The sequence below is a fragment of the Streptomyces microflavus genome (genome assembly GCF_014650075.1).
Classification (GTDB): Bacteria; Actinomycetota; Actinomycetes; order Streptomycetales; family Streptomycetaceae; genus Streptomyces; species Streptomyces microflavus.
This window is the reverse complement of record NZ_BMUG01000004.1, coordinates 603,645-630,398: the sequence shown is the minus strand read 5'-3', so window position 1 is coordinate 630,398 and position 26,754 is coordinate 603,645. Positions and strand designations below refer to the sequence as shown.

General features: G+C 70.1%; 25 protein-coding genes. 8 read left to right on the top strand and 17 right to left on the bottom strand.

What is annotated here, in order from left to right; genetic code table 11:
* Positions 1-23: 23 nt before the first annotated feature.
* From IE264_RS15090 to IE264_RS15065, 6 genes are all read right to left on the bottom strand, one after another.
* A complete protein-coding gene (locus IE264_RS15090) occupies positions 24-1,439 on the bottom strand; it encodes an NAD(P)/FAD-dependent oxidoreductase (protein WP_032757403.1) in 1,416 nt (471 codons plus the stop codon).
* Between the two features lie 23 nt (positions 1,440-1,462).
* Positions 1,463-2,266, bottom strand: a complete 804-nt coding sequence (locus IE264_RS15085; RefSeq protein WP_032757404.1) for an ABC transporter permease — start codon at positions 2,264-2,266, stop codon at positions 1,463-1,465.
* On the bottom strand, positions 2,266-3,207 hold the full coding sequence (locus tag IE264_RS15080) for an ABC transporter permease (RefSeq protein WP_032757405.1): 942 nt from the start codon (positions 3,205-3,207) through the stop codon (positions 2,266-2,268). Before IE264_RS15080 ends, IE264_RS15085 begins: the two co-directional genes overlap by 1 nt.
* Positions 3,204-4,358, bottom strand: a complete 1,155-nt coding sequence (locus IE264_RS15075; RefSeq protein ID WP_015611790.1) for an ABC transporter ATP-binding protein — start codon at positions 4,356-4,358, stop codon at positions 3,204-3,206. Before IE264_RS15075 ends, IE264_RS15080 begins: the two co-directional genes overlap by 4 nt.
* Before the next feature lie 74 nt (positions 4,359-4,432).
* Positions 4,433-5,680, bottom strand: coding sequence for an ABC transporter substrate-binding protein (locus tag IE264_RS15070; RefSeq protein WP_015611789.1), 1,248 nt, complete (start codon positions 5,678-5,680; stop codon positions 4,433-4,435).
* A 72-nt stretch (positions 5,681-5,752) separates the two neighbouring features.
* A complete protein-coding gene (locus tag IE264_RS15065) occupies positions 5,753-7,267 on the bottom strand; it encodes a gamma-aminobutyraldehyde dehydrogenase (protein WP_015611788.1) in 1,515 nt (504 codons plus the stop codon).
* Positions 7,268-7,474: 207 nt separating this feature from the next.
* Between IE264_RS15065 and ybiA the strand changes: the two genes are divergently transcribed.
* Positions 7,475-8,038 carry a riboflavin biosynthesis intermediates N-glycosidase gene (ybiA, locus tag IE264_RS15060; protein WP_032757406.1) on the top strand — a complete coding sequence of 188 codons (564 nt, stop codon included), beginning with the start codon at positions 7,475-7,477 and terminating at the stop codon, positions 8,036-8,038.
* A 125-nt stretch (positions 8,039-8,163) separates the two neighbouring features.
* Here ybiA and IE264_RS15055 read toward each other — a convergent pair whose 3' ends face one another.
* Positions 8,164-8,859, bottom strand: coding sequence for a DUF4190 domain-containing protein (locus IE264_RS15055; RefSeq protein ID WP_078657470.1), 696 nt, complete (start codon positions 8,857-8,859; stop codon positions 8,164-8,166).
* 128 nt (positions 8,860-8,987) lie between these two features.
* Between IE264_RS15055 and IE264_RS15050 the strand changes: the two genes are divergently transcribed.
* The 3 genes from IE264_RS15050 to IE264_RS15040 are packed head-to-tail and all read left to right on the top strand — an operon-like array spanning position 8,988 to position 11,620.
* Positions 8,988-10,022 (top strand): adenosine deaminase, encoded by a 1,035-nt coding sequence (locus IE264_RS15050; protein WP_032757408.1) that lies wholly within the window; start codon positions 8,988-8,990, stop codon positions 10,020-10,022.
* A 22-nt stretch (positions 10,023-10,044) separates the two neighbouring features.
* Positions 10,045-10,758: a glycerophosphodiester phosphodiesterase gene (locus IE264_RS15045; protein WP_015611784.1), complete on the top strand. Its 714-nt coding sequence runs from the start codon at positions 10,045-10,047 to the stop codon at positions 10,756-10,758.
* Positions 10,759-10,816: 58 nt separating this feature from the next.
* Positions 10,817-11,620: an SAM-dependent methyltransferase gene (locus IE264_RS15040; RefSeq protein WP_032757409.1), complete on the top strand. Its 804-nt coding sequence runs from the start codon at positions 10,817-10,819 to the stop codon at positions 11,618-11,620.
* Between the two features lie 33 nt (positions 11,621-11,653).
* Here IE264_RS15040 and IE264_RS15035 read toward each other — a convergent pair whose 3' ends face one another.
* The 3 genes from IE264_RS15035 to IE264_RS15025 all read right to left on the bottom strand — a co-directional run bounded on the left by IE264_RS15035 (position 11,654) and on the right by IE264_RS15025 (position 15,058).
* A complete protein-coding gene (locus IE264_RS15035; RefSeq protein WP_190167647.1) occupies positions 11,654-12,196 on the bottom strand; it encodes a hypothetical protein in 543 nt (180 codons plus the stop codon).
* A gap of 54 nt (positions 12,197-12,250) precedes the next feature.
* On the bottom strand, positions 12,251-13,414 hold the full coding sequence (locus tag IE264_RS15030; protein WP_032757411.1) for a polyamine ABC transporter substrate-binding protein: 1,164 nt from the start codon (positions 13,412-13,414) through the stop codon (positions 12,251-12,253).
* A gap of 204 nt (positions 13,415-13,618) precedes the next feature.
* Complete coding sequence (locus tag IE264_RS15025) at positions 13,619-15,058, bottom strand: gamma-aminobutyraldehyde dehydrogenase (protein ID WP_032757412.1); 1,440 nt, start codon at positions 15,056-15,058, stop codon at positions 13,619-13,621.
* A gap of 176 nt (positions 15,059-15,234) precedes the next feature.
* Between IE264_RS15025 and IE264_RS15020 the strand changes: the two genes are divergently transcribed.
* From IE264_RS15020 to IE264_RS15005, 4 genes are all read left to right on the top strand, one after another.
* On the top strand, positions 15,235-15,726 hold the full coding sequence (locus IE264_RS15020; RefSeq protein WP_030928325.1) for an Lrp/AsnC family transcriptional regulator: 492 nt from the start codon (positions 15,235-15,237) through the stop codon (positions 15,724-15,726).
* A complete protein-coding gene (locus IE264_RS15015; RefSeq protein WP_032757413.1) occupies positions 15,711-17,090 on the top strand; it encodes an aspartate aminotransferase family protein in 1,380 nt (459 codons plus the stop codon). The genes IE264_RS15020 and IE264_RS15015 overlap by 16 nt, the downstream gene beginning before the upstream one ends.
* Before the next feature lie 217 nt (positions 17,091-17,307).
* Positions 17,308-18,045 (top strand): ABC transporter ATP-binding protein, encoded by a 738-nt coding sequence (locus IE264_RS15010; RefSeq protein ID WP_032757414.1) that lies wholly within the window; start codon positions 17,308-17,310, stop codon positions 18,043-18,045.
* Entirely contained in the window at positions 18,027-19,187 is a 1,161-nt protein-coding gene (locus tag IE264_RS15005; RefSeq protein ID WP_032757415.1) for a hypothetical protein, read from the top strand. The genes IE264_RS15010 and IE264_RS15005 overlap by 19 nt, the downstream gene beginning before the upstream one ends.
* A 16-nt stretch (positions 19,188-19,203) precedes the next feature.
* On the opposite strand, the gene IE264_RS15000 is transcribed toward IE264_RS15005, so the two are convergent.
* From IE264_RS15000 to frr, 7 genes are all read right to left on the bottom strand, one after another.
* Positions 19,204-19,659 (bottom strand): SRPBCC family protein, encoded by a 456-nt coding sequence (locus IE264_RS15000; protein WP_015611775.1) that lies wholly within the window; start codon positions 19,657-19,659, stop codon positions 19,204-19,206.
* Positions 19,660-19,779: 120 nt separating this feature from the next.
* The gene (locus IE264_RS14995) at positions 19,780-20,823 is read right to left on the bottom strand and encodes an ABC transporter ATP-binding protein (protein WP_015611774.1); all 1,044 of its coding nucleotides are present in this window, start codon (positions 20,821-20,823) and stop codon (positions 19,780-19,782) included.
* A gap of 5 nt (positions 20,824-20,828) precedes the next feature.
* A complete protein-coding gene (locus tag IE264_RS14990) occupies positions 20,829-22,442 on the bottom strand; it encodes an ABC transporter permease (RefSeq protein ID WP_032757590.1) in 1,614 nt (537 codons plus the stop codon).
* 53 nt (positions 22,443-22,495) lie between these two features.
* Positions 22,496-23,596, bottom strand: a complete 1,101-nt coding sequence (locus tag IE264_RS14985; RefSeq protein ID WP_032757416.1) for a thiamine ABC transporter substrate-binding protein — start codon at positions 23,594-23,596, stop codon at positions 22,496-22,498.
* Positions 23,597-23,859: 263 nt separating this feature from the next.
* The gene (gene rlmN, locus IE264_RS14980) at positions 23,860-24,966 is read right to left on the bottom strand and encodes a dual-specificity RNA methyltransferase RlmN (protein ID WP_015611771.1); all 1,107 of its coding nucleotides are present in this window, start codon (positions 24,964-24,966) and stop codon (positions 23,860-23,862) included.
* A gap of 111 nt (positions 24,967-25,077) precedes the next feature.
* On the bottom strand, positions 25,078-26,163 hold the full coding sequence (locus IE264_RS14975) for a phosphatidate cytidylyltransferase (protein WP_032757417.1): 1,086 nt from the start codon (positions 26,161-26,163) through the stop codon (positions 25,078-25,080).
* A complete protein-coding gene (gene frr, locus IE264_RS14970; RefSeq protein WP_018509617.1) occupies positions 26,163-26,720 on the bottom strand; it encodes a ribosome recycling factor in 558 nt (185 codons plus the stop codon). The genes IE264_RS14975 and frr overlap by 1 nt, the downstream gene beginning before the upstream one ends.
* Positions 26,721-26,754 lie beyond the last annotated feature (34 nt).

The following is a 26,754-nucleotide window of genomic DNA, read 5'->3' as shown; positions in this document are numbered from 1 at the left end:
GGGTCACACTGTTGGACGGGGTGTCAGCTGTCGAAGCCCAGCCCCAGCCTGTCCATGGCCTTCAGCCACAGATTGCGGTGTCCGCCGTTGCTGTCGGCACGGGCGAGGGACCGCTTGGTGATCTCGATCCCGGCCCAGGCGAAGGGCTCCGGCGGGAACGGCATGGGCTTGGAGCGGACCATTTCCAGCCGGGTCCGCTCGGTCTCCTCACCGGCGAGCAGATCGAGCATCACATCGGCCCCGAAACGCGTAGAGCCGACGCCGAGACCCGTATATCCGGCGGCGTACGCGACCCTTCCCTGATGGGCCGTTCCGAAGAATGCGGTGAAGCGCGAACAGGTGTCGATCGCACCGCCCCAGGCGTGCGAGAAGTTCAGCCCGGAAAGCTGCGGAAAACAGTCGAAGAACTGCTCCGCGAGTTTCAGGAACGTCTCCGGCCGCTGGTCCAGATCGGCGCTGAGCCGGCCCCCGTACGGATAGATCGCGTCGTATCCGCCCCACAGGATCCGGTTGTCCGCGGAGAGCCGGAAGTAGTGGAACTGATTGGCGCTGTCGCCCAGTCCCTGACGCCCCTTCCAGCCGATGGATTCCAGCTGCTGGGGGGTGAGCGGCTCGGTCATCAGCGCGTAGTCGTAGACCGGCACGGTGTACGGGCGGACCCGCTTGACGAGCGAGGGGAAGATGTTGGTGCCGAGCGCGACCCGGCGGGCGAAGACCCGTCCGTACGGCGTACGCACCGCCATCCCCGGGCCGGAGCGCACGAGGTCGAGGCCCCGGGTGTGCTCGTAGATCCGTACGCCCAGCTCCAGACAGGCCCGCTTCAGGCCCCAGGCGAGCTTGGCCGGGTGCAGCATCGCGACGCCGTTCCGGTCCCAGAGGCCGCCGAGGAAGGTGGGTGAGTCGACCTCGGCGCGCAGGGTGTCGCGGTCCAGGAAGTCCACGCCCGTGATACCGAGCTTCACGAGCTCCCCGTGCCATTCCCGCAGCTCTTCGAGCTGGTGGGGCTCGGTGGCGACATCGATCTCGCCGGTCCGCTCGAACTCGCAGTCGATGCCGTAGCGGGCGACGGCCGCCTCGATGGCGTCGAGGTTCCGCTCCCCCAGCTCCTCCAGCTTCGCGATCTCGTCCGGCCAGCGCTCCACACCGTTGGCCAGGCCGTGGGTGAGGGAGGCGGCACAGAAGCCGCCGTTGCGGCCCGAGGCGGCCCAGCCCACCTCGTGCCCCTCGATGAGGACGACGTCCCGGTCGGGGTCGCGCTCCTTGGCGATGAGCGCGGTCCACAGGCCGCTGTAGCCGCCGCCGATGACCAGGAGGTCGGTGTGCTCGTCGCCGGTGAGGGCGGGGAGCGCGTCAGGTCTGGCCGGGTCGTCGAGCCAGTAGGAGACCGGCTTGGCGCCGGCGATCGATTGTGCAGCAGTACGCATGGCAGCTGGGGCCATGGTTTCCAACTCCTTCAGGACTTTCAGGATTGCGCGTTGTTCTTGCGCCGGCTGGCGATGACCTGGCCGACGAGAACCACCATTACCGCAATGATGAACATGGCGGTGCCGATGACGTTGATCTGCACGGGCGTGCCGCGCTGTGCCGATCCCCAGACGAACATGGGGAAGGTGACGGTGGAGCCCGCGTTGAAATTCGTGATGATGAAATCGTCGAACGAGAGCGCGAAGGCGAGCATCGCGCCCGCCGCGATTCCGGGGGCGGCGATCGGAAGGGTCACCCGTACGAAGGTCTGCACGGGTCCCGCATAGAGATCGCGGGCGGCCTCCTCCAGTTTCGGGTCCATCGACATCACGCGCGCCTTGACGGCCGTCACCACGAAGCTGAGGCAGAACATGATGTGCGCGATCAGCACGGTCCAGAAGCCGAGCTGGGCGCCCATGTTCAGGAAGAGCGTGAGCAGGGAGGCGGCCATGACGACCTCGGGCATGGCCATCGGCAGGAAGATCAGCGAGCTGATCGCGCCGCGCGCCCGGAAGCGGTAGCGGACCAGCGCGAAGGCGACCATCGTGCCGAGGACGGTGGCCCCGAGCGTCGCCCAGAAGGCGATCTGGAGGGAGAGCGAGAGCGAGCCGCAGAGGTCGGCGACACCGCAGGGGTCCTTCCAGGCGTCCAGGGAGAACCGCTGCCACTCGTAGTTGAACCGCCCGTTGGGCTTGTTGAACGAGAACACCATCACGACGATGTTCGGCAGGATCATGTACGCGAGGGTCAGCAGACCCGCGATGACGATCAGGTTCCGGCGTATCCAGTGCAGTACGGGCATCAGACCAGGTCCTCCGTCCCGGAGCGGCGGATGTAGAAGGTGACCGCCAGCAGGACGACCGCCATGAGGATGAACGAGAGCGCGGCGGCCGTCGGATAGTCCAGGACCCGCAGGAACTGGCTCTGGATGACGCTGCCGACCATCTTGGTGTCGGTGGATCCGAGGAGCTCGGCGTTGACGTAGTCACCGCTGGCCGGGATGAAGGTCAGCAGGGTGCCGGAGACGACGCCGGGCATGGAGAGCGGCAACGTCACCTTGCGGAAGGTGGTGGCGGGGGTGGCGTAGAGGTCGCCCGCCGCCTCGTGCAGCCGGCCGTCGATCCGCTCCAGCGAGGTGTACAGCGGCAGGATCATGAACGGCAGGAAGTTGTACGTCAGACCGCAGACGACGGCCATCGGGGTGGCGAGGACCCGGTTCGACTCGGTCCAGCCGAGCCAGCTGGTGACGTCCAGGACGTGCAGGGTGTTGAGCACGTCCACGACCGCGCCGCCGTCGGCAAGGATCGTCTTCCACGCCAGCGTACGGATGAGGAAGCTGGTGAAGAACGGGGCGATGACCAGCACCAGCACCAGGTTGCGCCAGCGGCCCGCCTTGAAGGCGATGAGGTAGGCGAGCGGGTAGCCCAGCAGCAGGCAGAGGATCGTGGCGGTGCCCGCGTACAGCAGGGACCGGATGAACTGCGGGTAGTAGTCGCGCAGTGCGTCCACGTACGTCTGGAAGTGCCAGGTGACCTCGAAGCCCTGCTCCAGGGAGCCGGTCTGTACGGAGGTGGAGGCCTGGTAGACGAGCGGCAGCGCGAAGAAGACGAGCAGCCAGAGGATGCCGGGGAGCAGCAGCCAGTACGGGACGAGCCGTTTACGGGTGGAGGGCTTGCGGAGCTTGGGCCGCTGGGGCTCCTCGGGCTGCGAAGGGGGCGCGGGCGGCGCTTCGGTGAGGCTCACTCCGCGTCCTCCACGCTCGTCGCGCCCGCGTCGATGTCCTGGGCGGCGTCGAGACCGAAGGTGTGGGCCGGGTTCCAGTGCAGGACGACCTCGGCACCGGGGAGGAGTCGGGTATCCCTCTCGATGTTCTGCTCGTAGACCTGGAGGGCGGTCCCGGCCGGGCTCTCGACGACGTACTGGGTGGAGACGCCGATGAAGCTGGAGTCGGTGATGCGGCCGGTGACGCGGTTACGGCCCGCGGCGATGTCATCCGCGTCGTCCGCGTGGGCCAGGGATATCTTCTCGGGCCGGATGCCGAGGAGGAGCCGGCCGCCGCTGGTGGTGGGGGCCGAACATCGCTCGCGGGGCAGCGTGAGCTTTCCGCCGCCCGCGGCCACCACCAGGTCGCCGCCCGTGGACACGATCTCGCCCTCGATGAGGTTGGAGGTGCCGAGGAAGTTGGCGACGAAGGTGGTGCGCGGGTTCTCGTAGAGGTCGGCGGGGGCGCCGAGCTGTTCGACGCGGCCCCCGTTCATCACCGCGACGGTGTCGGCCATGGTCATGGCCTCCTCCTGGTCGTGGGTGACGTGCACGAAGGTGATGCCGACCTCGGTCTGGATCCGCTTGAGCTCCAGCTGCATCTGGCGGCGGAGCTTGAGGTCGAGGGCGCCGAGCGGTTCGTCGAGCAGCAGGACCTGCGGGTGGTTGATGAGCGCGCGGGCCACGGCCACGCGCTGCTGCTGGCCGCCGGAGAGCTGGTGCGGTTTGCGGTGGGCGAAGTCGCCGAGCTGGACGAGCTCCAGCATGTCGTCGACCTGCTTCTTCACCGACTTGATGCCGCGGCGGCGCAGCCCGAAGGCGACGTTCTCGGTGATGTCCAGGTGCGGGAAGAGCGCGTAGCTCTGGAAGACGGTGTTGACGGGCCGCTTGTACGGGGGCAGGTCGGTGATGTCCTTGCCGCCGAGGAAGACCGTGCCGGTGGTGGCCTCCTCCAGGCCCGCGATCATCCGCAGGGTGGTGGTCTTGCCGCAGCCGGAGGCGCCGAGCAGGGCGAAGAAGGAGCCCTGGGGGACGGTCAGGTCGAGCGGCTGTACGGCGGTGAAGGAGCCGTAGGTCTTGCTGATCCCGGCGAGGCGGACATCGCCGCCCGCGGTCTGCTGCTGCTGTGTCATGGGTCGCAGTCCCAGTGTGTTCGGGGGGAGTTCGGGGAAGGGGCAGGGCCGGTGGGGTACCGGCGGATGCCCGGTCAGGCGCCGATGAGCTTGGCGAACTTCTCTTCGTACGCCGTCTCTTCCTCCGTGCTCAGGGAGCGGAAGGAGCGGGACTTCGCCGCCATCTCCCGGTCGGGGAGGATCAGGGTGTTGGAGGCCATCGACTCGTCGATCTTGGCGAGTTCGTCGCGTACGCCGTCGACCGGGCAGACGTAGTTGATGTACGCGGCGAGCTGGGCGGCGACCGGCGGCTCGTAGTAGTAGTCGATGAGCTTCTCGGCGTTGGTCTTGTGCCGGGCCTGGGCGGGGACCAGGAGGTTGTCGCTGGAGGTGATGTAACCGGCGGCCGGGATGGCGAACTTGATGTCCGGGTTGTCGGCCTGGAGCTGGATGATGTCCCCGGCCCAGCCGACGCAGGCGGCGATGTCGCCCTTGCTGAGGTCGGCGGTGTAGTCGTTGCCGGTGAAGCGGCGGATCTGCTTCTTGTCGACGGCCTTCTGGAGCCGGCCGATCGCGCCGTCGAAGTCGGTGTCGGTGAACTTCCCCGGGTCCTTGCCCTGGTCGAGGAGGGTCATGCCGACGGTGTCGCGCATCTCGGAGAGGAAGGAGACGCGTCCCTTGAGCTTCGGGTCGTCGAGCAGCTGGGTGACGGAGTCGACCTTCCGGCCGCCGGTCGCCTTCGCGTTGTACGCGATGACGGTCGGGATACCGGTCCAGGGGTAGGAGTAGGCGCGTCCCGGGTCCCAGTCGGGGGTGCGGAACTGGGCGGAGACGTTGGCGAAGGCGTGCGGCAGGTTCGACGGGTCGAGCTTCTGCGCCCAGCCGAGCCGGATGATGCGGGCGGCCAGCCAGTCGGTGACGCAGATGAGGTCGCGTCCGGTGTTCTGGCCTGCGGCGAGCTGCGGTTTGATCTTCCCGAAGAACTCGACGTTGTCGTTGATGTCCTCGGTGTACTTGACCCTGATCCCGGTGCGCTTGGTGAACGCCTCCAGGGTGGGCCGGCTCTTCTCGTCGTCGCTGACGTCCATGTACTCGGTCCAGTTGGAGAAGGTGACTTCCTTCTCCTCGGCCGAGTGGTCGTCGGCGGCGGCTGCTCCCTCGGCGCGTCCGGCGGGCGGGATGCCGCAGGCGCCGAGGGTGGCTATGCCGCCCAGTGCGAGGGCGCCCATGCCGGACGCGCGCAGCAGGGAGCGGCGGGTGAGGGCGCCCCTGCCGTTGGTCAGGGACCGCCTCATGGCCGCCAGCTGGACCGGCGAGAGGCGCTCGGGCTCGTAACTCTCCATACGCGTTGCCCTTTCGGGTGGGAGGCCGCCGGGGCCCGTCGTCGTGGACGGGCCCCGATCGTGCGGCAGCTGCTATCGGTCCCCGAAGATCGTGCGGTGCCAGTCCTTGCGGGCGACCGCGGTGTTGTCGTACATGACGTGCTTGACCTGCGTGTACTCCTCGAAGGAGTACGCCGACATGTCCTTGCCGAAGCCGCTGGCCTTGTATCCGCCGTGCGGCATCTCGGAGAGGATCGGGATGTGGTCGTTCACCCACACACAGCCCGCCTGGATCTCGCGGGTGGCGCGGTTCGCGCGGTACAGGTCGCGGGTCCAGGCGGAGGCGGCCAGTCCGTACGGGGTGTCGTTGGCGAGGGCGATGCCCTCGTCGTCGGTGTCGAAGGGGAGGACCACGAGGACCGGGCCGAAGATCTCCGACTGGACGATCTCGCTGTCCTGGGCGGCGCCCGCGACGAGGGTGGGCCGGTAGTACGCGCCGTCCGCGAGGTCCCCGCCGGGGGCCTCGCCGCCGGTGACGACCTGGGCGTAGCCGCGGGCCCGCTCGACGAAGGCGGCGACGCGGTCGCGCTGGGCGTGGCTGATGAGGGGGCCGAGGTCGGTGGTGGCGTCGAAGGGGTCGCCGAGCCGGACGGTCTCCATGAGCGCGGCGACATCGCGGACGAAGGCGTCGTAGAGGGGGCGCTGCACGTAGGCGCGGGTGGCGGCGGTGCAGTCCTGGCCGGTGTTGATGAGGGATCCGGCGACCGCGCCGTGGACGGCGGCCTCCAGGTCGGCGTCGTCGAAGACCACGAAGGGGGCCTTGCCGCCGAGCTCCAGGTGCAGGCGCTTGACGGTGGCGGTGGCGATCTCCGCGACCCGCTTGCCGACGGCGGTGGACCCGGTGAAGGAGGTCATCACGACGTCGGGGTGGCCCACGAGGTGCTCGCCCGCGTCCTTGCCCGCGCCGGTGACGATGTTGATGACACCGTCGGGGATACCGGCCTCGGTGGCGGCCTGGGCGAACATCAGCGAGGTCAGGGGGGTGATCTCGGCGGGCTTGAGGACGATGGTGTTGCCCGCGGCGACGGCCGGGAGGACCTTCCAGGCGGCCATCTGGAGGGGGTAGTTCCAGGGGGCGATGGAGCCGACGACACCGATCGCCTCGCGCCGTACGTACGAGGTGTGGTCGCCGTCGTACTCGGCGGCGGCCTTGCCCTCCAGGTGGCGGGCGGCGCCCGCGAAGAAGGCGGCGTTGTCGACGGTGCCGGGGACGTCGAACTCGGTGGAGAGCTTGATCGGCTTGCCGCACTGGAGGGACTCGGCGTACGCGAAGTCGTCGGCCTGCTCGGCGAGGACGGCGGCGAAGCGGTGCATCGCCTCGGAGCGCTCACCGGGGGTGGCTCCGGACCAGCCGGGGAAGGCGGCCCGGGCGGCGGCGACGGCCGCGTCGACGTCGTCGGTGCCCGCCAGCTCGTAGCGCAGGACACTCTCGCCGGTCGCGGGGTTCACCACGTCGTGGTGGCGGCCGGACGTGCCCGGGAGCAGCTTGCCGCCGATGTACTGCGCACCTTCCGCGAAGCGGTCCTGAACCTGGAAGCCGTTGCTCATGACGCTCTCCTCCGCCGCTGTACCCGCTGGGCGGGGTCGGCGTAGCCTCTTCGTGAATTGAGTGCCGATCCTGACAGAGGGGTCCAGGCCCAACAAGTGATTCCGTTGTTGCCTTTTGGTTACGCGACGGAATCTGTCGACCATGTGTCGTGTGGTTGCGGAAATCCCCGTACGGAGTGTCAGTGGCGGATGCCACACTCACATGCCATGGGACCGATCGATGAGCTTCTGACGGACGTGGCGCGGGGCAAGCGGGTGAAGTATCTGCCGTTCTGGGGACACCGCCCGCGCCCGGACGGGCAGCTGGGGCCGAGCTGCCTGAGCCAGTGGTGGCCGTCTCCGTTCACGGTGGACGGCATCGCGTACGCGACCGCCGAGCACTGGATGATGGCCGGCAAGGCGCGCCTCTTCGGTGATCCGGAGGCGGAGCGCGCGGCCGTATCGGCGAGCAGCCCGGCGGCGGCGAAGAAGGCGGGGCGGCTGGTGCGCGGCTTCGACGAGGACGTGTGGATACGGGAGCGGTTCGCCCTGGTCGTGGAAGGCAGCACGCAGAAGTTCGGGCAGAGCCCCGAGCTGGCCGGCTATCTGCTGGGGACGGGCGACCGGGTGCTGGTGGAGGCGTCCCCGCTGGACCGGATCTGGGGCATCGGGCTGGCTGCGGACGACGCCCGGGTGGACCGGCCGCAGGAGTGGCGGGGGCTGAATCTGCTGGGGTTCGCGCTGATGGAGGCGCGGGCGCGGCTGCGGGCGGGGGCTCCCCAGGCCCTCTAGGGCCTGGCGCCGGACACGACAGCGCCGCCCGGTCCGGCGGGGAGTGGTTCCCTGCCTGGCCGGGCGGCGGATGCCGTACGCGCCGGGTGGCTCACGACGCGCTGCGCGCCGTCGGCCGCCGGTGGCTAGCCGCGGCCCTCGACGACCAGCGACGTGGCGAACGGGTCGTCGTCGTAGGACTCCTCGAAGCTCGACCCGTCATTGGCGATGGCCCAGATGATGAAGCCGAGGAGCACCGAGCCGATCACGATGCCGATCGAGCCCGTGATGATCCCGGCGATCGCCATGCCCCGGTTGGTCGCCTCGCCGCGCTTGGCCCGGCCGAGGCCGATGATGCCGAAGATCAGCGCGAGGATGCCGAGGATGATGTTCACCCCGTACATGCAGAAGCCGACGATCGAGATGATGCCGAGCACCAGCGCGGCCGTGCCGAGGCCGTTCGAGGGCTGCGGCCCCCAGGGCTGCTGGCCGCCGTAGGGGTCGTATCCGGGGTAGCCGCCGTACGGCTGCGCCGGCGGAGCCGGGTAGCCGTAGTGCCCGGTGGTCGGGGGCGGCGGTGCCTGGTGGCCGGGGCCGCCCGGGCCGATCGGCGGCGGCGGTACGGCCGAGGGCGGCGGGCCGAAGCCGCCGCCCGTCGGTATCGGGCCGGTACCCTCCGGCGCCGGACCCGCACTCGGCATCGACGTCACGGTCGGCTGGCTGTGGACGGCGGGCGGCGGCGGGGCGGCGTCCTGCTTGCCCAGTTCCACCCTGCTGTCCGGCGGTGCCCACGGATCGCGCGGCGCGGCCCCGCCCCCGGGCTGCTCTGTGTTGTCTGACATGGGCCTCCCCCATCGTGATCCCGTCATGCTACGGCCCGGCCCCCCGGCGCCTCACCCCGCCTACGATGATCGGTGCATCCGGCAAGCCCTGGGCACCGCCGACGTACACGCCGAACCGGGAGAGAACCATGACCGATCCGCACCCCTTCATCGCCGGGCTGCCCAAGGCCGAGCTCCATGTCCACCATGTCGGGTCCGCCTCGCCCCGGATCGTCGCCGAACTGGCCGCCCGGCACCCGGACTCCAAGGTGCCCACCGACCCCGAGGCGCTGGCCGACTACTTCACCTTCACCGACTTCGCGCACTTCATCGAGGTCTACCTCTCGGTGGTGGACCTGATCCGCACCCCCGAGGACGTCCGGCTGCTCACCTTCGAGGTGGCCAGGGACATGGCCCGGCAGAACATCCGGTACGCGGAGCTGACCGTGACCCCGTTCAGCTCGACCCGGCGCGGGATCCCGGAAGTGGCCTTCATGGAGGCGATCGAGGACGCCCGCAAGTCCGCCGAGTCGGAGCTGGGCGTCGTCCTGCGCTGGTGCTTCGACATCCCGGGCGAGGCCGGCCTCCAGGCCGCCGAGGAGACGGCCCGGCTCGCGGTGGAGCGACGGCCCGAGGGGCTCGTCTCGTTCGGTCTCGGCGGACCGGAGATCGGGGTGGAGCGCCCGCAGTTCAAGCCCTACTTCGACCGGGCCATCGCCGAGGGCCTCCACTCGGTGCCGCACGCCGGGGAGACCACGGGACCGCAGACGATCTGGGACGCGCTCACCGTGCTGCGGGCCGAGCGCATCGGCCACGGCACCAGCTCCGTACAGGACCCGAAGCTGCTGGAGCACCTCGCCGAGCACCGCATCGCCCTGGAGGTCTGCCCGACGTCGAACATCGCCACCCGCGCGGTCACCGACATCGAGCTCCACCCGATCCGGGAGATGGTGCAGGCGGGCGTGCTGGTCACCGTCAACAGCGACGACCCGCCCATGTTCGGCACCGACCTGAACAACGAGTACGCGGTCGCCGCGCGGCTGCTGGCCCTCGACGAGCAGGGCATCGCGAGCCTCGCGAAGAACGCGGTGGAGGCCTCGTTCCTCGACCCGGCGGGCAAGCGCAGGCTGGCCGAGGAGATCGACACGTACACGGCGAACTGGCTCCGGGGCCCCGCCCGCTGACCCCGTTCGTCACAATGGCCCCATGGCCGACACCACCACCCGCATCACCGCCGTGGGACACCGCGGCGATCCGTACCGGGCCCGCGAGAACACGCTGCCCTCGATCCGCTCCGCCCTCGACCGGGGGGCGGACGCGGTCGAGATCGACGTACGCGTGACCCGCGACGGGGTGCCCGTCCTGCTCCACGACGCGACGCTGGAGCGGTTGTGGGGCCATGACCGGCGCGTGGACCGGCTCACCCACCAGGAGGTGCTGGAGCTGACCGGCGGCGGGGTGCCGACCCTGGCCGAGGCGCTGGCCGCCGCCGGGGAGCACCGGGTGATGGTGGACCTGCCCGGCTCCACGGACGCCTCGGTGAAGAAGATCGTCGGGACGGTCCTGGAGTGCGGGGCGGGCGACCGGGCGTACTACTGCGCTAGCGCGGACGCCATGCTGCGGGTGCGGGCCGCGGACCCGGCCGCCGAGATCGCGCTGACCTGGACGACGCTCGCCCCGCCGCGCCCCGTGCTGCTGGAGGCGGTGAAGCCGCGCTGGCTGAACTACCGCTTCGGCCTGGTCAGCCGTGAACTGGCCGACCGGGCGCACCGGGACGGGCTGCTGGTCTCCGCCTGGACGGCCGACACCAAGCGGACGATGCGCCGGCTGATCGAGCGGGGCGTCGACTCGATCACCACCAACCGGATCGACACCCTGCACAAGCTGCGCTCCAACTCCCCTGCCCCGAGGGCCTCTTGATCGGTCCGGCATGATGGTCGGTGCCGTATCGCCGGACGGGTACCGAGGAGCAGCAGACATGAGTGAGAACCGACCGCAGGCCGCGGCCCCCGACCGGATACGTACCGATGTCGCGCACAACGCCCGGGTCTGGAACTACTGGCTGGGCGGCAAGGACAACTACCCGGTGGACCGGGCGGTGGGCGACCAGGTCACCGGGATGTACCCGATCATCGGTGAAGTGGCCCGCGCCGACCGGGCGTTCCTCGGCCGGGCGGTCCGTCACCTGGCCGGGGACGTGGGCATCGACCAGTTCCTGGACATCGGCACCGGTCTGCCGACGGCCGACAACACGCACGAGACCGCCCAGCACACCGCGCCGCACGCCCGGGTCGTCTACGTCGACAACGATCCGGTCGTGCTGGCCCACGCGCGGGCCCTGCTCAGCAGTTCGCTGGAGGGCGCCACCGAGTACATCGACGCGGACGCGCACCACCCGGAGCGGATCCTGGCGGCGGCCGAGCCCACCCTGGATCTGGGGCGGCCCGTGGCGGTGATGATGCTGGGCATCCTCAACTTCGTACTGGACACGGACGAGGCGCGGTCCATCGTCCGCACACTGATGGCGGCCGTTCCCTCCGGCAGCCATCTGGTGCTCACCCACCCGACGCTGGAGCTGGGCGGCGAGGGCAACGAGGCGGCGATGCGCTTCTGGAACGAGAACGCCACCCCGCCGATCACCGCCCGCAGCCGCGAGGAGTTCGCGTCGTTCCTGGACGGTCTTGACCTGCTGGAGCCGGGGATCGTCTCCTGCTCCCGCTGGCGTACGAACCCGCGGGAGCCGGAGGTGGCCCAGTTCGGCGCGGTGGGCCGGAAGCCGTGAGGATCGGTCCGGCTGGGCCGTAAGCCGTGGGACTCAGGCGCTCGCCGCGACCGGAGTCGCGGGAGGGGCGGGTGCCTGCTCCAGCCCCTCCAGCCGCTTGATCATGCGGCGGACGATCAGCAGCGGGATGACGCCGAAGACCCCGAAGGACATGTCGATCACGGTCCACCAGAACGGGATGTCGCGGATCGGTCCGCAGATCAGGGCGAGCGGGATGATCCCGGCGCAGGCGATCATGCCGAACTCGATGACCCAGATGTTGCGGACCGGGTCGCGGTAGGGCCCGTAGAAGGCGACCGCGATGACGAGGTGGGCGAAGGCCAGCCAGTCGGTGCCGTACAGCATGAAGGGCTGGTCGCGCTCGATGGTGTCGAGTCCTTCGCGGACCCGGGTGATCCACTCCATCAGGGCCGGGAGGTGTTCGGGGACCGGGGAGGCGGAGGCCTTCAGCAGGTCCTCGGCCCAGCGGACTTCGGTGACCAGCGGGAAGGCGGTGAGCCCGCTGAGGACCAGACAGACGATGAAGAAGACCAACCACATGCGTATGCGCCGCGTGAGGGCGTGTCGCTCGCTCATATCCGCAGCGTACGCCCGTGTTTACGCTCTCTTCACGCCACCCCTGGTAGGGGTTCACAACCCGACGATGGCGTTCCACTTCTTGGCGAATCCCATGCGCTCCTCGGAGGTGATGTCCCGTGCGATGGCCAGCCGTTGGCGCATCGCGTCGTCGGGGAAGATCAGCGGATCCTCGGCGAGTGCGGCCGTCTCCTCGTCCTTCGACGAGGCGAGGACGTCACGGGCGGCGGGCACCGGGCAGACGTAGTTGACCCAGGTGGCGAGTTCGGCGGCGACCTCGGGGTCGTAGTAGTGGTCGACCAGCCGCTCCGCGTTGCGCTTGTGGCGGGCGAGGTTGGGGATCATCAGGGACTCGGCCCACAGTTCGGCCCCCTCCTCGGGGACGACGAACTCGATGTCCGGGTTGTCCGCCTGGAGCTGGATGACGTCACCGGAGTACGCCTGGCAGGCCAGCACATCCCCGGTGGAGAGGTCCTTGATGTAGTCGTTGCCGGTGAAGCGGCGGATGTGCTTGGAGCGGACCCGCTTCTCGATGTGCTCGCACATGGTGTGGAAGTCGTCGGCGGTCCAGCGGGTGATGTCGACGCCGTCGCCCTGCATCAGCAGCGCGAACGACTCGTCGAGCCCGGACAGCAGGGTCACCCGGCCGCGCAGGTCGTCCGCCCACAGGTCGCCGGTGGAGCGGATCTCGCGGCCGAGCCGTTTGCGGTTGTACGCGATGCCGGTGATCCCGGACTGCCAGGGGACGCTGTGGCGCCGCCCCGCGTCGAAGGCAGGCGAACGCAGCTGCGGATCCAGGTACTTGGCCACATTGGGCTGCTTGGCCCGGTCCATCTCCTGGACCCAGCCGAGCCGGACGAAGCGGGCGGCCATCCAGTCGCTGATGACGATCAGGTCCCGGCCGGTCTCCTGGTGGTTCATCAGGGCCGGGCTGATCTTCCCGAAGAACTCGTCGTTGTCGTTGATCTCCTCGGTGTACGTGACGGAGATCCCGGTCCGCTCGGAGAAGGCGTCCAGGGTGGGCCGCTTCGAGGTGTTCTCGTCGTCGGTGTCGATGTAGAGCGGCCAGTTGGCGAAGTGCAGGCTGCGGTCGGTCGCGGAACTGTCGCGGCCGGCCCGCTCACCCGGCTCGACGAAGGCGGCGGGCACTCCGCAGCCGGCCAGGCCGGCCCCGGCCGCCCCCGCCCCGAGGGCGCGCAGCAGGGAACGGCGGGACATGGGGTGGTTCGGGATCGCTCGCACCCGCGCAGGATGCCGGTCGGTCACGGCGGCGGACAATGGGCCAAGCGTCCAGCGGGACGGGCCCGTTCCGCACACCCTGTACAGGACCGGGCGTACGGGAACGGGCGTACAGGACCCGGGCGTACGGATACGGCCCCGGGCGCGGAGCCCGGGGCCGTATCCGTACGACGTGCGCGCCGGTCAGTCCTCGATGGACGTCATGACGTGCTTGATCCGGGTGTAGTCCTCGAAGCCGTACGCGGAGAGGTCCTTGCCGTAGCCGGACTTCTTGAACCCGCCGTGCGGCATCTCCGCGACCAGCGGGATGTGGGTGTTGATCCACACGCAGCCGAAGTCGAGGTTCTTGGACATGCGCATGGCGCGGGAGTGGTTCGTCGTCCACACCGAGGAGGCGAGCGCGTAGTCGACGCCGTTGGCGTACTCCACGGCCTGCTGCTCGTCGGTGAAGGACTGGACCGTGATGACGGGCCCGAAGACCTCGTTCTGGATGATCTCGTCGTCCTGCTTGAGGCCGGAGACGACGGTCGGGGCGTAGAAGTAGCCCTTGTCGCCGACCCGGTGGCCGCCCGCCTCGACCTTGGCGTGGGCGGGGAGCCGCTCGATGAAGCCGCTGACCTGCTTCAGCTGGTTGGCGTTGTTGAGCGGGCCGTACGCCACGTCCTCGTCGTCCGGCTGCCCGGTCTTCGTGTCGGCGGCGGCCTTGGCGAGCGCGGCGGTGAACTCGTCGTGGATGGACTCGTGGACCAGGACGCGGGTCGCGGCCGTACAGTCCTGGCCGGCGTTGAAGAAGCCCGCCTCCGAGACGCCCGAGACCGTCTTGGCGATGTCGGCGTCCTCGAAGACCACCACGGGCGCCTTGCCGCCGAGCTCCAGGTGGACGCGCTTGACGTCCTTCGCGGCGGACTCGGCGACCTGGATGCCGGCCCGTACCGAACCGGTGATGGAGGCCATCGCCGGGGTCGGGTGCTCGACCATCGCGCGGCCGGTGTCCCGGTCGCCGCACAGGACGTTGAAGACGCCCTTGGGCAGGATCTGGCCCATGATCTCGGCCATCAGCACGGTCGACGCCGGGGTGGTGTCGGACGGCTTGATCACGACGGTGTTGCCCGCGGCGAGCGCCGGGGCGAACTTCCACACGGCCATCATCATCGGGTAGTTCCACGGCGCGACCTGCGCGCATACGCCGACGGGCTCGCGGCGGACGATGGAGGTCAGGCCCTCCATGTACTCGCCGGCCGAGCGGCCTTCCAGGAGCCGGGCGGCCCCCGCGAAGAAGCGGATCTGGTCCACCATCGGCGGAACCTCCTCGCTGCGGGTGAGCCCGATCGGCTTGCCGGTGTTCTCCGACTCGGCCGCGATCAGGTCCTCGGCCCGCTCCTCGAAGGCGTCCGCGATCTTCAGCAGGGCCTTCTGGCGCTCGGCGGGCGTCGTGTCGCGCCAGGCCGGGAACGCGGCCGCGGCGGCCTCCATGGCGGCATCGACATCGGCCTGGCCGGAGAGCGGCGAGGTCGCGTAGACCTCTTCCGTCACCGGGCTGACCACATCGATGGTCCGCCCGTCCGCGGCGTCCCGGAACTCTCCGTTGATGTAGTTGCGCAGACGGCGCACCTCGGTGGTCATGACCACCCCTCCTGTCGGCTGTCCGATGGGTGAGACACCCACCCTAATCGTTCCGGTGACGCTTTCGACATAGGCAACCACCCCCAGCTTCGGATTCAGTTGGTTCGTGGCACTTGCTCAACGAATTTCATCGATCTGGGGTTGCGAGACAGACGAGTGCGGTGCAGAGTGGATGTGTGGCCAGTCGCAGCGCAGACTCCAGGACCGGGAACGGATCGTCACCAGCGGTCGATGCCGTCTCCCTCGCAATCATCGAACAGCTCCAGGAGGACGGGCGCCGTCCGTACGCCGCGATCGGCAAGGCCGTGGGCCTCTCCGAAGCGGCTGTGCGCCAGCGCGTCCAGAAGCTGCTCGACCAGGGCGTGATGCAGATCGTCGCCGTCACGGACCCGCTCACCGTGGGGTTCCGGCGCCAGGCGATGGTCGGCATCAATGTCGAGGGCGACCTCGATCCGGTGGCCGAAGCCCTGTCGGCCATGGCCGAGTGCGAGTACGTGGTGATGACCGCGGGCTCCTTCGACCTGATGGTGGAGATCGTCTGCGAGGACGACGACCACCTGCTGGAGACGATCAACAAACGCATCCGGGCCATTCCCGGCGTGCGCTCCACCGAGAGCTTTGTTTACCTCAAGCTCAAGAAGCAGACCTACATGTGGGGAACCCGATAGCCGTGAGCAAGGACCTCAGCCGAACCGCGTACGACCACCTGTGGATGCACTTCACCCGCATGTCGGACTACGAGAACGCACCCGTTCCCACCATCGTGCGTGGCGAGGGAACCTACATCTTCGACGACAAGGGCAAGCGCTACCTCGACGGCCTCTCCGGCCTGTTCGTGGTCAACGCCGGCCACGGTCGTCACGAGCTCGCCGAGGCCGCGTACAAGCAGGCCCAGGAGCTCGCCTTCTTCCCGGTGTGGTCCTACGCCCACCCGAAGGCCGTCGAGCTGGCCGAGCGCCTCGCGAGCCACGCGCCGGGCGACCTCAACAAGGTCTTCTTCACCACCGGTGGCGGCGAGGCCGTCGAGACCGCCTGGAAGCTGGCCAAGCAGTACTTCAAGCTCAAGGGCCAGCCGACCAAGTACAAGGTCATCTCGCGTGCGGTCGCCTACCACGGCACCCCGCAGGGCGCCCTGTCCATCACCGGCCTGCCCGCCCTCAAGGCCCCCTTCGAGCCGCTGGTCCCCGGCGCGCACAAGGTGCCGAACACCAACATCTACCGCGCCCCGCTCTTCGGCGACGACCCGGTGGCGTTCGGCCGCTGGGCCGCCGACCAGATCGAGCAGGAGATCCTCTTCGAGGGCCCGGAGACCGTCGCCGCGGTCTTCCTGGAGCCCGTGCAGAACGCGGGCGGCTGTTTCCCGCCGCCGCCCGGCTACTTCCAGCGGGTCCGCGAGATCTGCGACAAGTACGACGTGCTGCTCGTCTCCGACGAGGTCATCTGCGCCTTCGGCCGCCTCGGCACGATCTTCGCCTGCGACAAGTTCGACTACGTGCCGGACATGATCACCTGCGCGAAGGGCATGACCTCCGGCTACTCCCCGATCGGTGCCTGCATCATCTCGGACCGGCTGGCGGAGCCGTTCTACCAGGGCGGCAACACCTTCCTGCACGGCTACACCTTCGGCGGCCACCCGGTCTCCGCGGCGGTCGGCCTCGCCAACCTGGACATCTTCGAGCGCGAGAACCTCACGCAGCACGTCCTGGACAACGAGAACGCCTTCCTCACCACGCTGCAGAAGCTCCACGACCTGCCGATCGTCGGCGACGTCCGCGGCAACGGCTTCTTCTACGGCATCGAGCTGGTGAAGGACAAGGCCACCAAGGAGACGTTCACCGACGAGGAGACCGAGCGCGTCCTGTACGGCTTCCTCTCCAAGGCGCTGTACGACAACGGCCTCTACTGCCGGGCCGACGACCGCGGCGACCCGGTCGTCCAGCTCGCGCCGCCGCTGATCTCGGACCAGTCCACGTTCGACGAGATCGAAGGCATCCTGCGGTCCGTGCTGACGGAGGCGTGGACGAAGCTCTGACCGTCACCACACCCCCTGGATGATCATCATCCAGCGGTCATTTCATACGGTCCACCCGGCCCGGATGCGCCCTTTCGAGTGAGAAGGGGCGCATCCGGGCCGTGTGCTGTGCGTACACCCCGGTCCGACTATCTACGGTGCCCAGTGACCGATCGGCCGCGTCCTCGTTCCCCCGTACGGGGGAACGGGAAAACTCATCCGAACCGAGGTGTACGCCATGGTGGCCCCGCCGGACAACGACGTGATCTGGGCGCGTTCCCTGCACCACTCCCACAACGGATCGCCCGGTCTCGCCGGTGTCTCGGTGTCCGTCCGCGACGCCGAGATCCTGGCCGTGACCGGCCCGCGCGGCAGCGGGAAGACGACCCTGCTGCACTGCCTGTCGGGCCGGCTGATGCCCGAGCAGGGCGAGGTCTGGTTCAACAGCGTCCCCGTGCACACCATGACTCCCCGGGTGCGCGAGCAGCTGCGGAGGGAACGGTTCGGCTGGATCGGCTCCGACCCGCAGCTCGTCCCCGAGCTGACCACCTGGGAGAACGCGGCGCTGCCGCTGCTGCTGCGCGGCGCCTCGCACCGGGCCGCGAAGAAGGCCGCCACCGAATGGCTGGAGCGCCTGGACATCGCCGCCCTCGCCAAGAAGCGTCCGCACGCCCTGCTCCAGGCCGAGCGCCAGCGGGTCTCCGTCGCCCGGGCCCTGTGCGCGCAGCCGACGGTGATCTTCGCCGACGAGCCCACCGCGACCCTGCACCGGGCCGAGCGCGCCCAGTTGCTGCGCACCCTGACCGCCGCTGCCCGTTCGCACGGCATCACGGTGGTCCTGGCCACCCACGACGCCGAGGTCGCGGCCCTCGCCGACCGGACCGTCCCGCTGCTGGACGGCCGCCGCGTCGCCACCGTCGCCCTGCCCGGCGTACCCGATGCGGAGGGCAGCACGGCGTGCTCGCTCTCCGTCTAGCCCGCGGTACGCATCCCCTCGTCCTGGTCCGGCGGCTGCTCGTCGCCGCCGCCTCCGCCGGAGTCGGCTTCCTCCTCCTCTGCGCCCTCGGGTACGCCGCCGCGCACCCGGCCTCCGCCGGTTCGGTGCTGCGGCTGCTGTGGTGCTTCGTCCCGCTGGCCGCCACCGTGCAGTTCGCCGTGGCGGTGGCCCGTACGGATCCGAGCACGCGGCCCCGTCCGGGCCTCTCGTCCGTGGGCCTCGGCCCGGTGCGGCTCTCGGTGCTGGCCGCGGTCTCGACGGCCGTCTCCACCACGCTCGGCTCGATGGTGGCGCTGCTCTTCTTCCTGCATCTGCGCGGCGATCTGACCGGGATGCCGTTCGACGGCGGCGCGGCGGAGTTCCTCGGCGCGGGCACCCCGTTGCCGCTGGCGGCGGCGCTGATGCTGCTGGCGCTCGTACCGATCCTCTCGGCGACGGCGAGCGCGCTGGCGCTGCGGTCGCGGCCCGACGCCCCACGGGACACCTTCGGCTCCGAGGAGCTGCCGGAGCCCGCCCCGGCACCGAGCGGTCTCCCCTGGGGCGTGGCGCTGGTGGCGGCGGGGCTGGCGGTCGAGGCGTACGCGTCGCGGGACGCGGCGGGGAGCGCGTTCCCGCTGCCGGGCCGGTTCGACGCGACCCCGGTGGCGGTGCTGGCGGGCTGGACGCTGACCGCGGTCGGCCTGGCCCTGGCCGGACCGGGGCTGACCTATCTGTGCGGGCGGGCGATCCAGGCGGTGCGCCCCGGGGCCGTACGCCTGCTGGCGGGCCGGGTCCTGATGGACGAGGCGCGCCGGATCGGCCGGCCGCTCGGGATCGTCTGCGCGGTGGTCGCCGCCGTGATCGCCGCCTCGACGCTGTACGGGGGCGACGAGCGCCCCTACGGCCCGCTCACCGCGCTCGGCGCGGTGCTGGTCCTCGGCTGTACGGCGGCGACGCTGCTGACCTCGGCCCTGGAGGCGAAGCAGGCCCGCGCCCACACCGCCGAGGCGCTGCTCCGGATGGGCGCTCCGGTCTCCGTGCTGCGCTCCGCGACGGCTCTGCGGGCTGCCGCTCTGCTGGTCGTGTTCGCCCCGCTGACCTGGGTGATCGCGGAGCTGGCGGCGCTGCCGCTGGCGAAGTAGGCCGCCAGGGGGCGGCTCAGGGGTGGGTTGCGAGGCGGGCGGCCAGGGCGTCGAAGAAGGCCTCCCAGCCGTCCTCGGCCGCCGCGTACTGCTCGGCGGTGAGGTTGCCGCCGCGCTGCTGGAAGGCCAGTTCGGTGGTGGAGTGGCCGAGATCGGTGAAGGTGACCGTGACGGTCTCGCCCTCCGCGTCCTCGGGCGCCGAGCCGTCCTTGAGGGTGAAGACCAGGCCGTCCGGCTCGCTCACCTCCCGGTACACCCCGTGGAACGGCATCTCGACGCCCGGCATCACGATGACCAGGCTCCACGTGCCGCCGGGCCGTACGTCCATCGACACCCGGTCCAGCGGGACATCGGCCTCGCCGCCGTACCAGGCCGCGAAGTCCTCCGGTGACGTCCAGGCGGCGAAGACCCGGCGCTGCGGAGCGTGCAGCACGCGGGTGAGGTCGATGCCCTGGCGGGTGCCACCGTTCATCGTCGCGGTCCTCGTCTCATGGTCGCGGTCCCCCGGAGGGGCTATGGCTGCGCCTTCAGCTTGCCCGGCCCGCCGCGTCCTGTCCTGTCGCGCCGGTCGGGGGCTGTCCTGTCGTGCCGGTCAGGGGCTGTCCTGTCGTGCCGGGTCCCCCGCCAGCACCACCGTCTCCGCCGCGTCGAAGCGGACCCCCACGACGGCACCCTCGTCCGGGGTGTCCCGCAGGGCGCACTCGGCCTCCAGCACCGGCGCGTTCTCGGGGGTCAGCCGCACGGTCACGTGGTTCCCGCGGAACGTGCGTACGCCGACCGTGCAGCGCAGCCCGTCCTGCGGGGCGCCGAGCAGCACCCCGGCGGGGCGGACCAGCAGGTCGGCCTCGCCCTGGGGGGAGCCCTCGGGCACCGGTACCTTGCCCCAGGCGGTGTCGGCGGCCAGGCCGGTCACGGTCGCCGGGGTCACGTTGTCGAAGCCGAGGAAGCGGGCGACGAACGCGGAGGCGGGGCGCTGCCAGACGTCCAGCGGGGTGCCCTCCTGGGCGATCCGCCCGTCCCGCATCACGACGACCCGGTCGGCGAGCGCGAACGCCTCGCCCTGGTCGTGGGTGACGGCGAGCACCGTCGTACCCAACTCCTGGAAGAGGGTGCGCAGTTCGACGACGAGGCGTTCGCGCAGGCTGCGGTCGAGCTGACCCAGGGGTTCGTCCAGCATCAGGAGCTTGGGGCGCGGGGCCAGCGCCCGGGCCAGGGCGACGCGCTGCTGCTCCCCGCCGGAGAGGGCGGCGACCGCGCGGCGCTCGGCGCCGGGGAGGCCCACCAGTTCGAGGAGTTCGCGGACCCGGCGCTCGGTCTCGGCGCGCCCTGTGCCGTGCATCCGCAGCCCGAAGGCGACGTTGGCGCCGGCATCGCGGTGCGGGAAGAGCTGGTGGTCCTGGAACATCAGGCCGAGCCCGCGCCGGTGGACCGGGACGCCGCTCTGGTCCTGCCCGGCCAGCAGCACCCGGCCGCCGTCCATCGGCTGGAGCCCGGCGACGGCCCGGAGCAGGGTGGACTTCCCGCTGCCGCTGGGGCCGAGCACGCAGACGATCCGGTGGTCGGCGACCTCCAGGTCGACCGCGTCGAGGGCCGTCCGCTTCCCGAACCGTACGGTGGCTGCCTGCAAGCTCAGCATGGTGTTCAGAACTCCCCGGATCGGTCGGTACGGATGCGTTCGAGGAGCAGCAGCGACACCGCGCACACCAGCATCAGGATCGTGCTGAGCGCCATCGCCTGCCCGTAGTTGAGCTCCCCGGACCGGCCCAGCAGCCGGGCGACGGCGACCGGCAGGGTCGGGTTGTCGGGCCGGGCGATGAAGACGGTGGCGCCGAACTCCCCGAGCGACACGGCGAACGCGAAGCCCGCGGCGACGAGCACCGCCCGCCGCACCAGCGGCAGATCGACCTCGCGCCAGGCCCGCAGCGGGGAGGCCCCCAGCACGGCGGCCGCCTCGCGCAGCCGGTCGTCCACCGCGCGGAGCACGGGGAGCATGGTCCGTACGACGAAGGGGACGCCCACCAGCGCCTGGGCCAGCGGCACCAGGATCCAGGAGGTGCGCAGGTCGAGCGGCGGCTTGTCGAGGGTGATGAGGAAGCCGAAGCCGACGGTGACGGCGGAGACCCCGAGCGGCAGCATCAGCAGGGCGTCGAAGCCGCGGACCAGCGGCCCCGCCCGCCGGGTCAGGGCTGCCGCCGCGAGACCGCCGACGACCAGGGCGATGAGGGTGGCGACGAACGCGTACTGCAGGGAGTTCCCGACCGCCTCCAGCGGCGGTACGAGGAAGGTCGAGCCGCTGCCCCCGGCCGACTGGAGGGCCTCGTAATAGCCGAGGCCGTAACCGCCCGGCCCGTCGAACGACCGCTCCACGAGCACACCGAGGGGCAGCAGGATCAGCAGCAGCGCGGTGAGCAGGACCCCGCCGAGCAGCGCCCACTGTCCGGCGCCGCGCGGCCGGCGGGAGGTCTGCGCCGGGTCCACCAGCTTCAGCGCCCGCTCCCGACGGCGTACGGTCACGGCGTGCAGGGCGAGGATCGCGCCGACCGCGACGAACTGGACCATGGTCAGTACGGCGGCCGTCGGCAGGTCGAGCAGTTGCGCGGTCTGCCGGTAGACCTCCACCTCCAGGGTGGAGTAGGAGGGGCCGCCGAGGATCTGCACGACACCGAACGAGGTGAACGTGAAGAGGAAGACCATCAGTGCGGCGGCGGCCACCGCCGGGCCGAGCGCGGGCAGCGTCACCCGCCGCCAGGCGGCGAACCGCCCGGCGCCGAGCACCCGGGCGGCCTCCTCCTGGCGCGGGTCGAGCTGCGACCAGAGGCCGCCCACCGTCCGGACGACCACCGCGTAGTTGAAGAAGACGTGCGCCAGCAGGATCGCCCACACCGTGGTGTCGAGCCGTACGCCCCACAGCTCGTCGAGGAAGCCGCCGCGCCCGAGCAGCGCCAGGAACGCGGTGCCGACGACGACGGTGGGCAGCACGAACGGCACGGTGACGACCGCCCGCAGCACCTGCTTTCCGGGGAAGTCGAAGCGGGCGAAGACGTACGCGCCGGGCAGGGCGATCAACAACGTGAGCGCGGTGGAGGCGAGCGCCTGCCAGGTGGTGAACCAGAGGACGTCGAGGATGTCCGGGCGGGACAGCACCTCGCCGATCCGCCCGAACTGCCAGCCGTCGTCCGTCTTCACCCCGCGGCCGACGATCGCGGTCACGGGGTAGGCGAAGAAGACGGCGAAGAACGCGACGGGCACGGCCATCAGACCGAGCCGCACCGCAGCTCCCCGCCGCCCGCCTCCGCCGGTGGTACGGCCTACTTCACGACGAGCGAGTTCCACGACCGGACCCACTGCTCACGGTTGGCGGCGATCTTGTCGGGGGCCACCGTGGCCGGCTTGTCGACGGTCTCGCCGAACTCGGTGAAGATCTCCGGCAGCTTCGCGTCCGTCACGACCGGGTTCACGAACATGTTCAGCGGCACGTCCTCCTGGAACGTCTTGCTGATCAGGAAGTCCAGCAGCGCCTTGCCGCCCGCCTCGTTCTTCGCACCCTTCAGGAGCCCCGCGTACTCGGTCTGCCGGAAGCAGGTCCCGGTGGAGACCCCGGTGGGCGCCTCCTTCGGCTGCGGGTCGGCGTAGAGGACCTCGACGGGCGGGCTGGAGGCATAACTGACGACGAGCGGCCGGTCCGCCTTGGCCTTCTTGCCGCCGGCGGAGCCCGAGAACTCCTCGTTGTAGGCCTGCTCCCAGCCGTCGACGACCTTGACGCCGTTGGCCTTGAGCTTCTTCCAGTACGCCTCGTAACCGTCCTCGCCCTGGGTGGCGACGGTGCCGAGGAGGAAGCCGAGGCCGGGCGAGGAGGTGGCCGCGTTCTCGGTGACGAGAAGGTTCTTGTACGCGGGCTTCAGCAGGTCCTCGAAGGTCTGCGGGGGCGCGAGCTTCTTGTCGGCGAAGTACTTCTTGTCGTAGTTGACGCAGATGTCACCGGTGTCGACGGGCGTGACGCGGTGCTTGTCGTCCTGCTCGGTGCCGTCCACGACCCGGTCCAGGCCCTTGGCCTCGTACGCGGTGAAGAGACCGTTGTCGAGGGCGCGGGAGAGCAGGGTGTTGTCGACGCCGAAGAAGACGTCGCCCCGCGGGGAGCCCTTGGTCAGGATCTCCTGGTTGAGCGCGGCACCGGCGTCACCGCTCTTGAGGAGCTCGACGGTGTAGCCGCTCTCCTTGGTGAACTGCTTCAGCACCGCTTCCGAGGCGTTGAAGGAGTCGTGGGTGACCAGGGTGACGGTCTTGGAGCCGCTGCCCTTCGACGCGCCGGATCCGGCCGAGGTGTCGTCGGAGCCGCCGCAGCCCGCGAGGACGGTGACGCCGAGCGCCGCGGCGAGCGCGGTCGAGGCGTACTTCTTGGTGGTGTTCATGTGATTCCTCCTGGAGGTGACCAGGAAGAGACGCGGCCCTGCCCGCCGCCGGGACGTACCGGAAGCGGGCAGGGCGCAACAGCTTGAGTAAGGTCCGAACTTCCTACCCGGAATGACCCGGGCGAGGTTCAGAGGGTCTGCGGCCAACCTGTCCTTGGTGCCGCACTCTCAGCGCTGTGGCGCTCCCCTGTCGGAATATGAAGTTGATTTCGGCCCAGGCTACACCGGCGGATTTCGGCCGGTCGCCGGGAGTCCGCCGGTGATCAGCGCTCGGAGGCCGCCAGCTGCCCGCAGGCCCCGTCGATCTCCTGGCCGCGGGTGTCCCGGACGGTGACGGGCACGCCGTGGGCCGCGATGGCCTCGACGAACGCCTTCTCGTCCTCGGGGCGCGAGGCGGTCCACTTGGAGCCGGGCGTCGGGTTCAGCGGGATCAGGTTGACGTGCACCCGCTTGCCCTTGAGCAGCCGGCCGAGCAGGTCGCCGCGCCAGGCCTGGTCGTTGATGTCCCGGATGAGGGCGTACTCGATGGAGATCCGGCGGCCGGACTTCTCCGCGTACTCCCAGGCGGCGTCCAGCACCTCGCGCACGTTCCACCGGGTGTTGACGGGGACGAGGGTGTCGCGCAGCTCGTCGTCCGGGGCGTGCAGCGAGACCGCGAGGCGGCACTTGAAGCCCTCGTCGGAGAAGCGCAGCATCGCCGGGACGAGCCCCACGGTGGAGACGGTGATCCCGCGCTGGGAGAGGCCGAGGCCGTCCGGCTCGGGGTCGGTGAGCCGGCGGATCGCTCCGACGACACGGTTGTAGTTGGCGAGCGGCTCGCCCATGCCCATGAAGACGATGTTGGAGAGCCGGGCCGGACCGCCGGGCACCTCCCCGTCACGCAGGGCGCGCATGCCGTCGACGATCTGGTGCACGATCTCGGCGGTCGACAGGTTGCGGTCGAGCCCGGCCTGCCCGGTGGCACAGAAGGGGCAGTTCATCCCACAGCCGGCCTGGGAGGAGATGCACATCGTGACGCGCTCGGGGTAGCGCATCAGGACGGACTCGACGAGCGTCCCGTCGTGCAGCTTCCACAGCGTCTTACGGGTGGTGTCGTCGTCACAGCTGATGTGACGGACCACGGACATCAGGTCCGGGAACAGCGCCTCGGCGAGCTTCTCCCGGGACCCGGCGGGGATGTTGGTCCACTCCGCCGGGTCGTGCGCGTACCGCGCGAAGTAGTGCTGCGAGAGCTGCTGGGCGCGGAACGGCTTCTCGCCGGTCGCGGCGACCGCTTCCTTGCGCTCGGCGGGCGTGAGGTCGGCGAGGTGCCGCGGCGGCTTCTTGGCTCCGCGGGGCGCGACGAAAGTGAGTTCTCCGGGCTTAGGCATGGTTCATCCAGTGTCGCAGACAGACGGGTGAGGGCCCGCCGCCCTGTGGACAACGGACCCTCACTCGTAGAACGTGCAGGTGGGACGTGGTACGCGGGGCTGCGCGGACCCTCAGCCGGAGCCGACGAACAGCACGAGCAGCAGCCAGAACACCGGCGCGGTCGGCAGCAGCGAGTCCAGCCGGTCCATGATGCCGCCGTGGCCGGGGAGCAGGGTGCCCATGTCCTTGATCCCCAGGTCCCGCTTGATCATGGACTCGCCCAGGTCACCGAGGGTGGCGCTGACGGCGACCGCGAGACCGAGCAGCAGACCCTGCCACCAGGAGCCGCCGTCGATCAGGAACTCCATGCACAGAGCGCCGGCGACCATCGCGAAGGAGACGGCACCGAGCAGTCCCTCGCGGGTCTTGCCGGGGCTGATGCGGGGGGCGAGCTTGTGGGTGCCGAAGCGCCAGCCGACCGCGTACGCCCCGGTGTCGCTGACGACGGTAAGGACGAGGAAGACGAGAACCCTCCAGTGCCCGTCGTCCGCCGTCAGCAGCATGGCTACGAAGGTGGCCAGGAACGGGACGTAGAACGCGGCGAAGACACCGGCCGTGACGTCCTTGAGATACCCGTCGGGCGGCTCGGTCATCCGCCAGACCAGCACCGCGAGGGCGGTCAGGGCCATGGCGACCCAGGCCCCCTCGGCGCCGCGCGCGTAGCCGGCGACGACCATCGCGGCCCCGCCGACGGCCAGCGGGACGAGGGGCGCGTTGATGCCCTTCTGCTCCCGCAGCCGGGAGGTGAGCTCCCAAAGGCCGACCACGACGGCGACGACGATCACGCCGACGAAGACGGCCTTCACGATGAACAGCGAGGCGACGATGACGGCGCCGAGCCCCACACCGACCCCTATGGCGGCGCGCAGATCACGCCCCGCACGCTTCTTCTGCGGCGGGGACGGCAGCGGGGTGGACATGGGCTCCTGCGGCATCTCGTCACGGAACAGGGGGCCGCTGACGTGCGTGGCGTCCCCGTCCCGGCCGTCGCGGCTCTCTGCGTCTCTACCTGCGTCGGGAACGTCCGGCACGTTGGGCATGGGCCGAGTCTGCTGGGCTTCATGCACATCGTAGGCGGGACCCGCCGGAGCGACCCCCATCTCGGGGGCACCCCGGTAGCCGGCTCCCTGCGGTGCGCCCCAGGAAGAGTCGTTCATCAGACTTCGAGCAGCTCGGCTTCCTTGTGCTTGAGCAGCTCGTCCACCTGCGCGACGTACTTCGCGGTGGTGTCGTCGAGCTCCTTCTCGGCGCGGCGCACCTCGTCCTCGCCGGACTCCTTGTCCTTGACGAGCTTGTCGAGCGCTTCCTTGGCCTTGCGGCGGATGGAGCGGATCGAGATCTTGGAGTCCTCGGCCTTGGTCTTGGCGACCTTGATGTACTCCTTGCGGCGGTCCTGGGTGAGCTCGGGGAACGTCACCCGGATGATATTGCCGTCGTTGCTCGGGTTGACGCCGAGGTCGGAGTCGCGGATCGCCTGCTCGATGTTGCGCAGCGCGGTCTTGTCGAACGGCGTCACGACAGCCATCCGCGGCTCGGGAACCGAGAACGAGGCCAGCTGGTTGATCGGGGTCAGCGCGCCGTAGTAGTCGGCGACGATCTTGTTGAACATCGCCGGGTGCGCACGGCCGGTACGGATCGCGGCGAAGTCCTCTTTCGCGACGACAACGGCCTTCTCCATCTTCTCCTCGGCCTCGAGGAGGATTTCTTCGATCACCACGTGCTCCTGCGTGTCTTGAGCGGACCCGTCA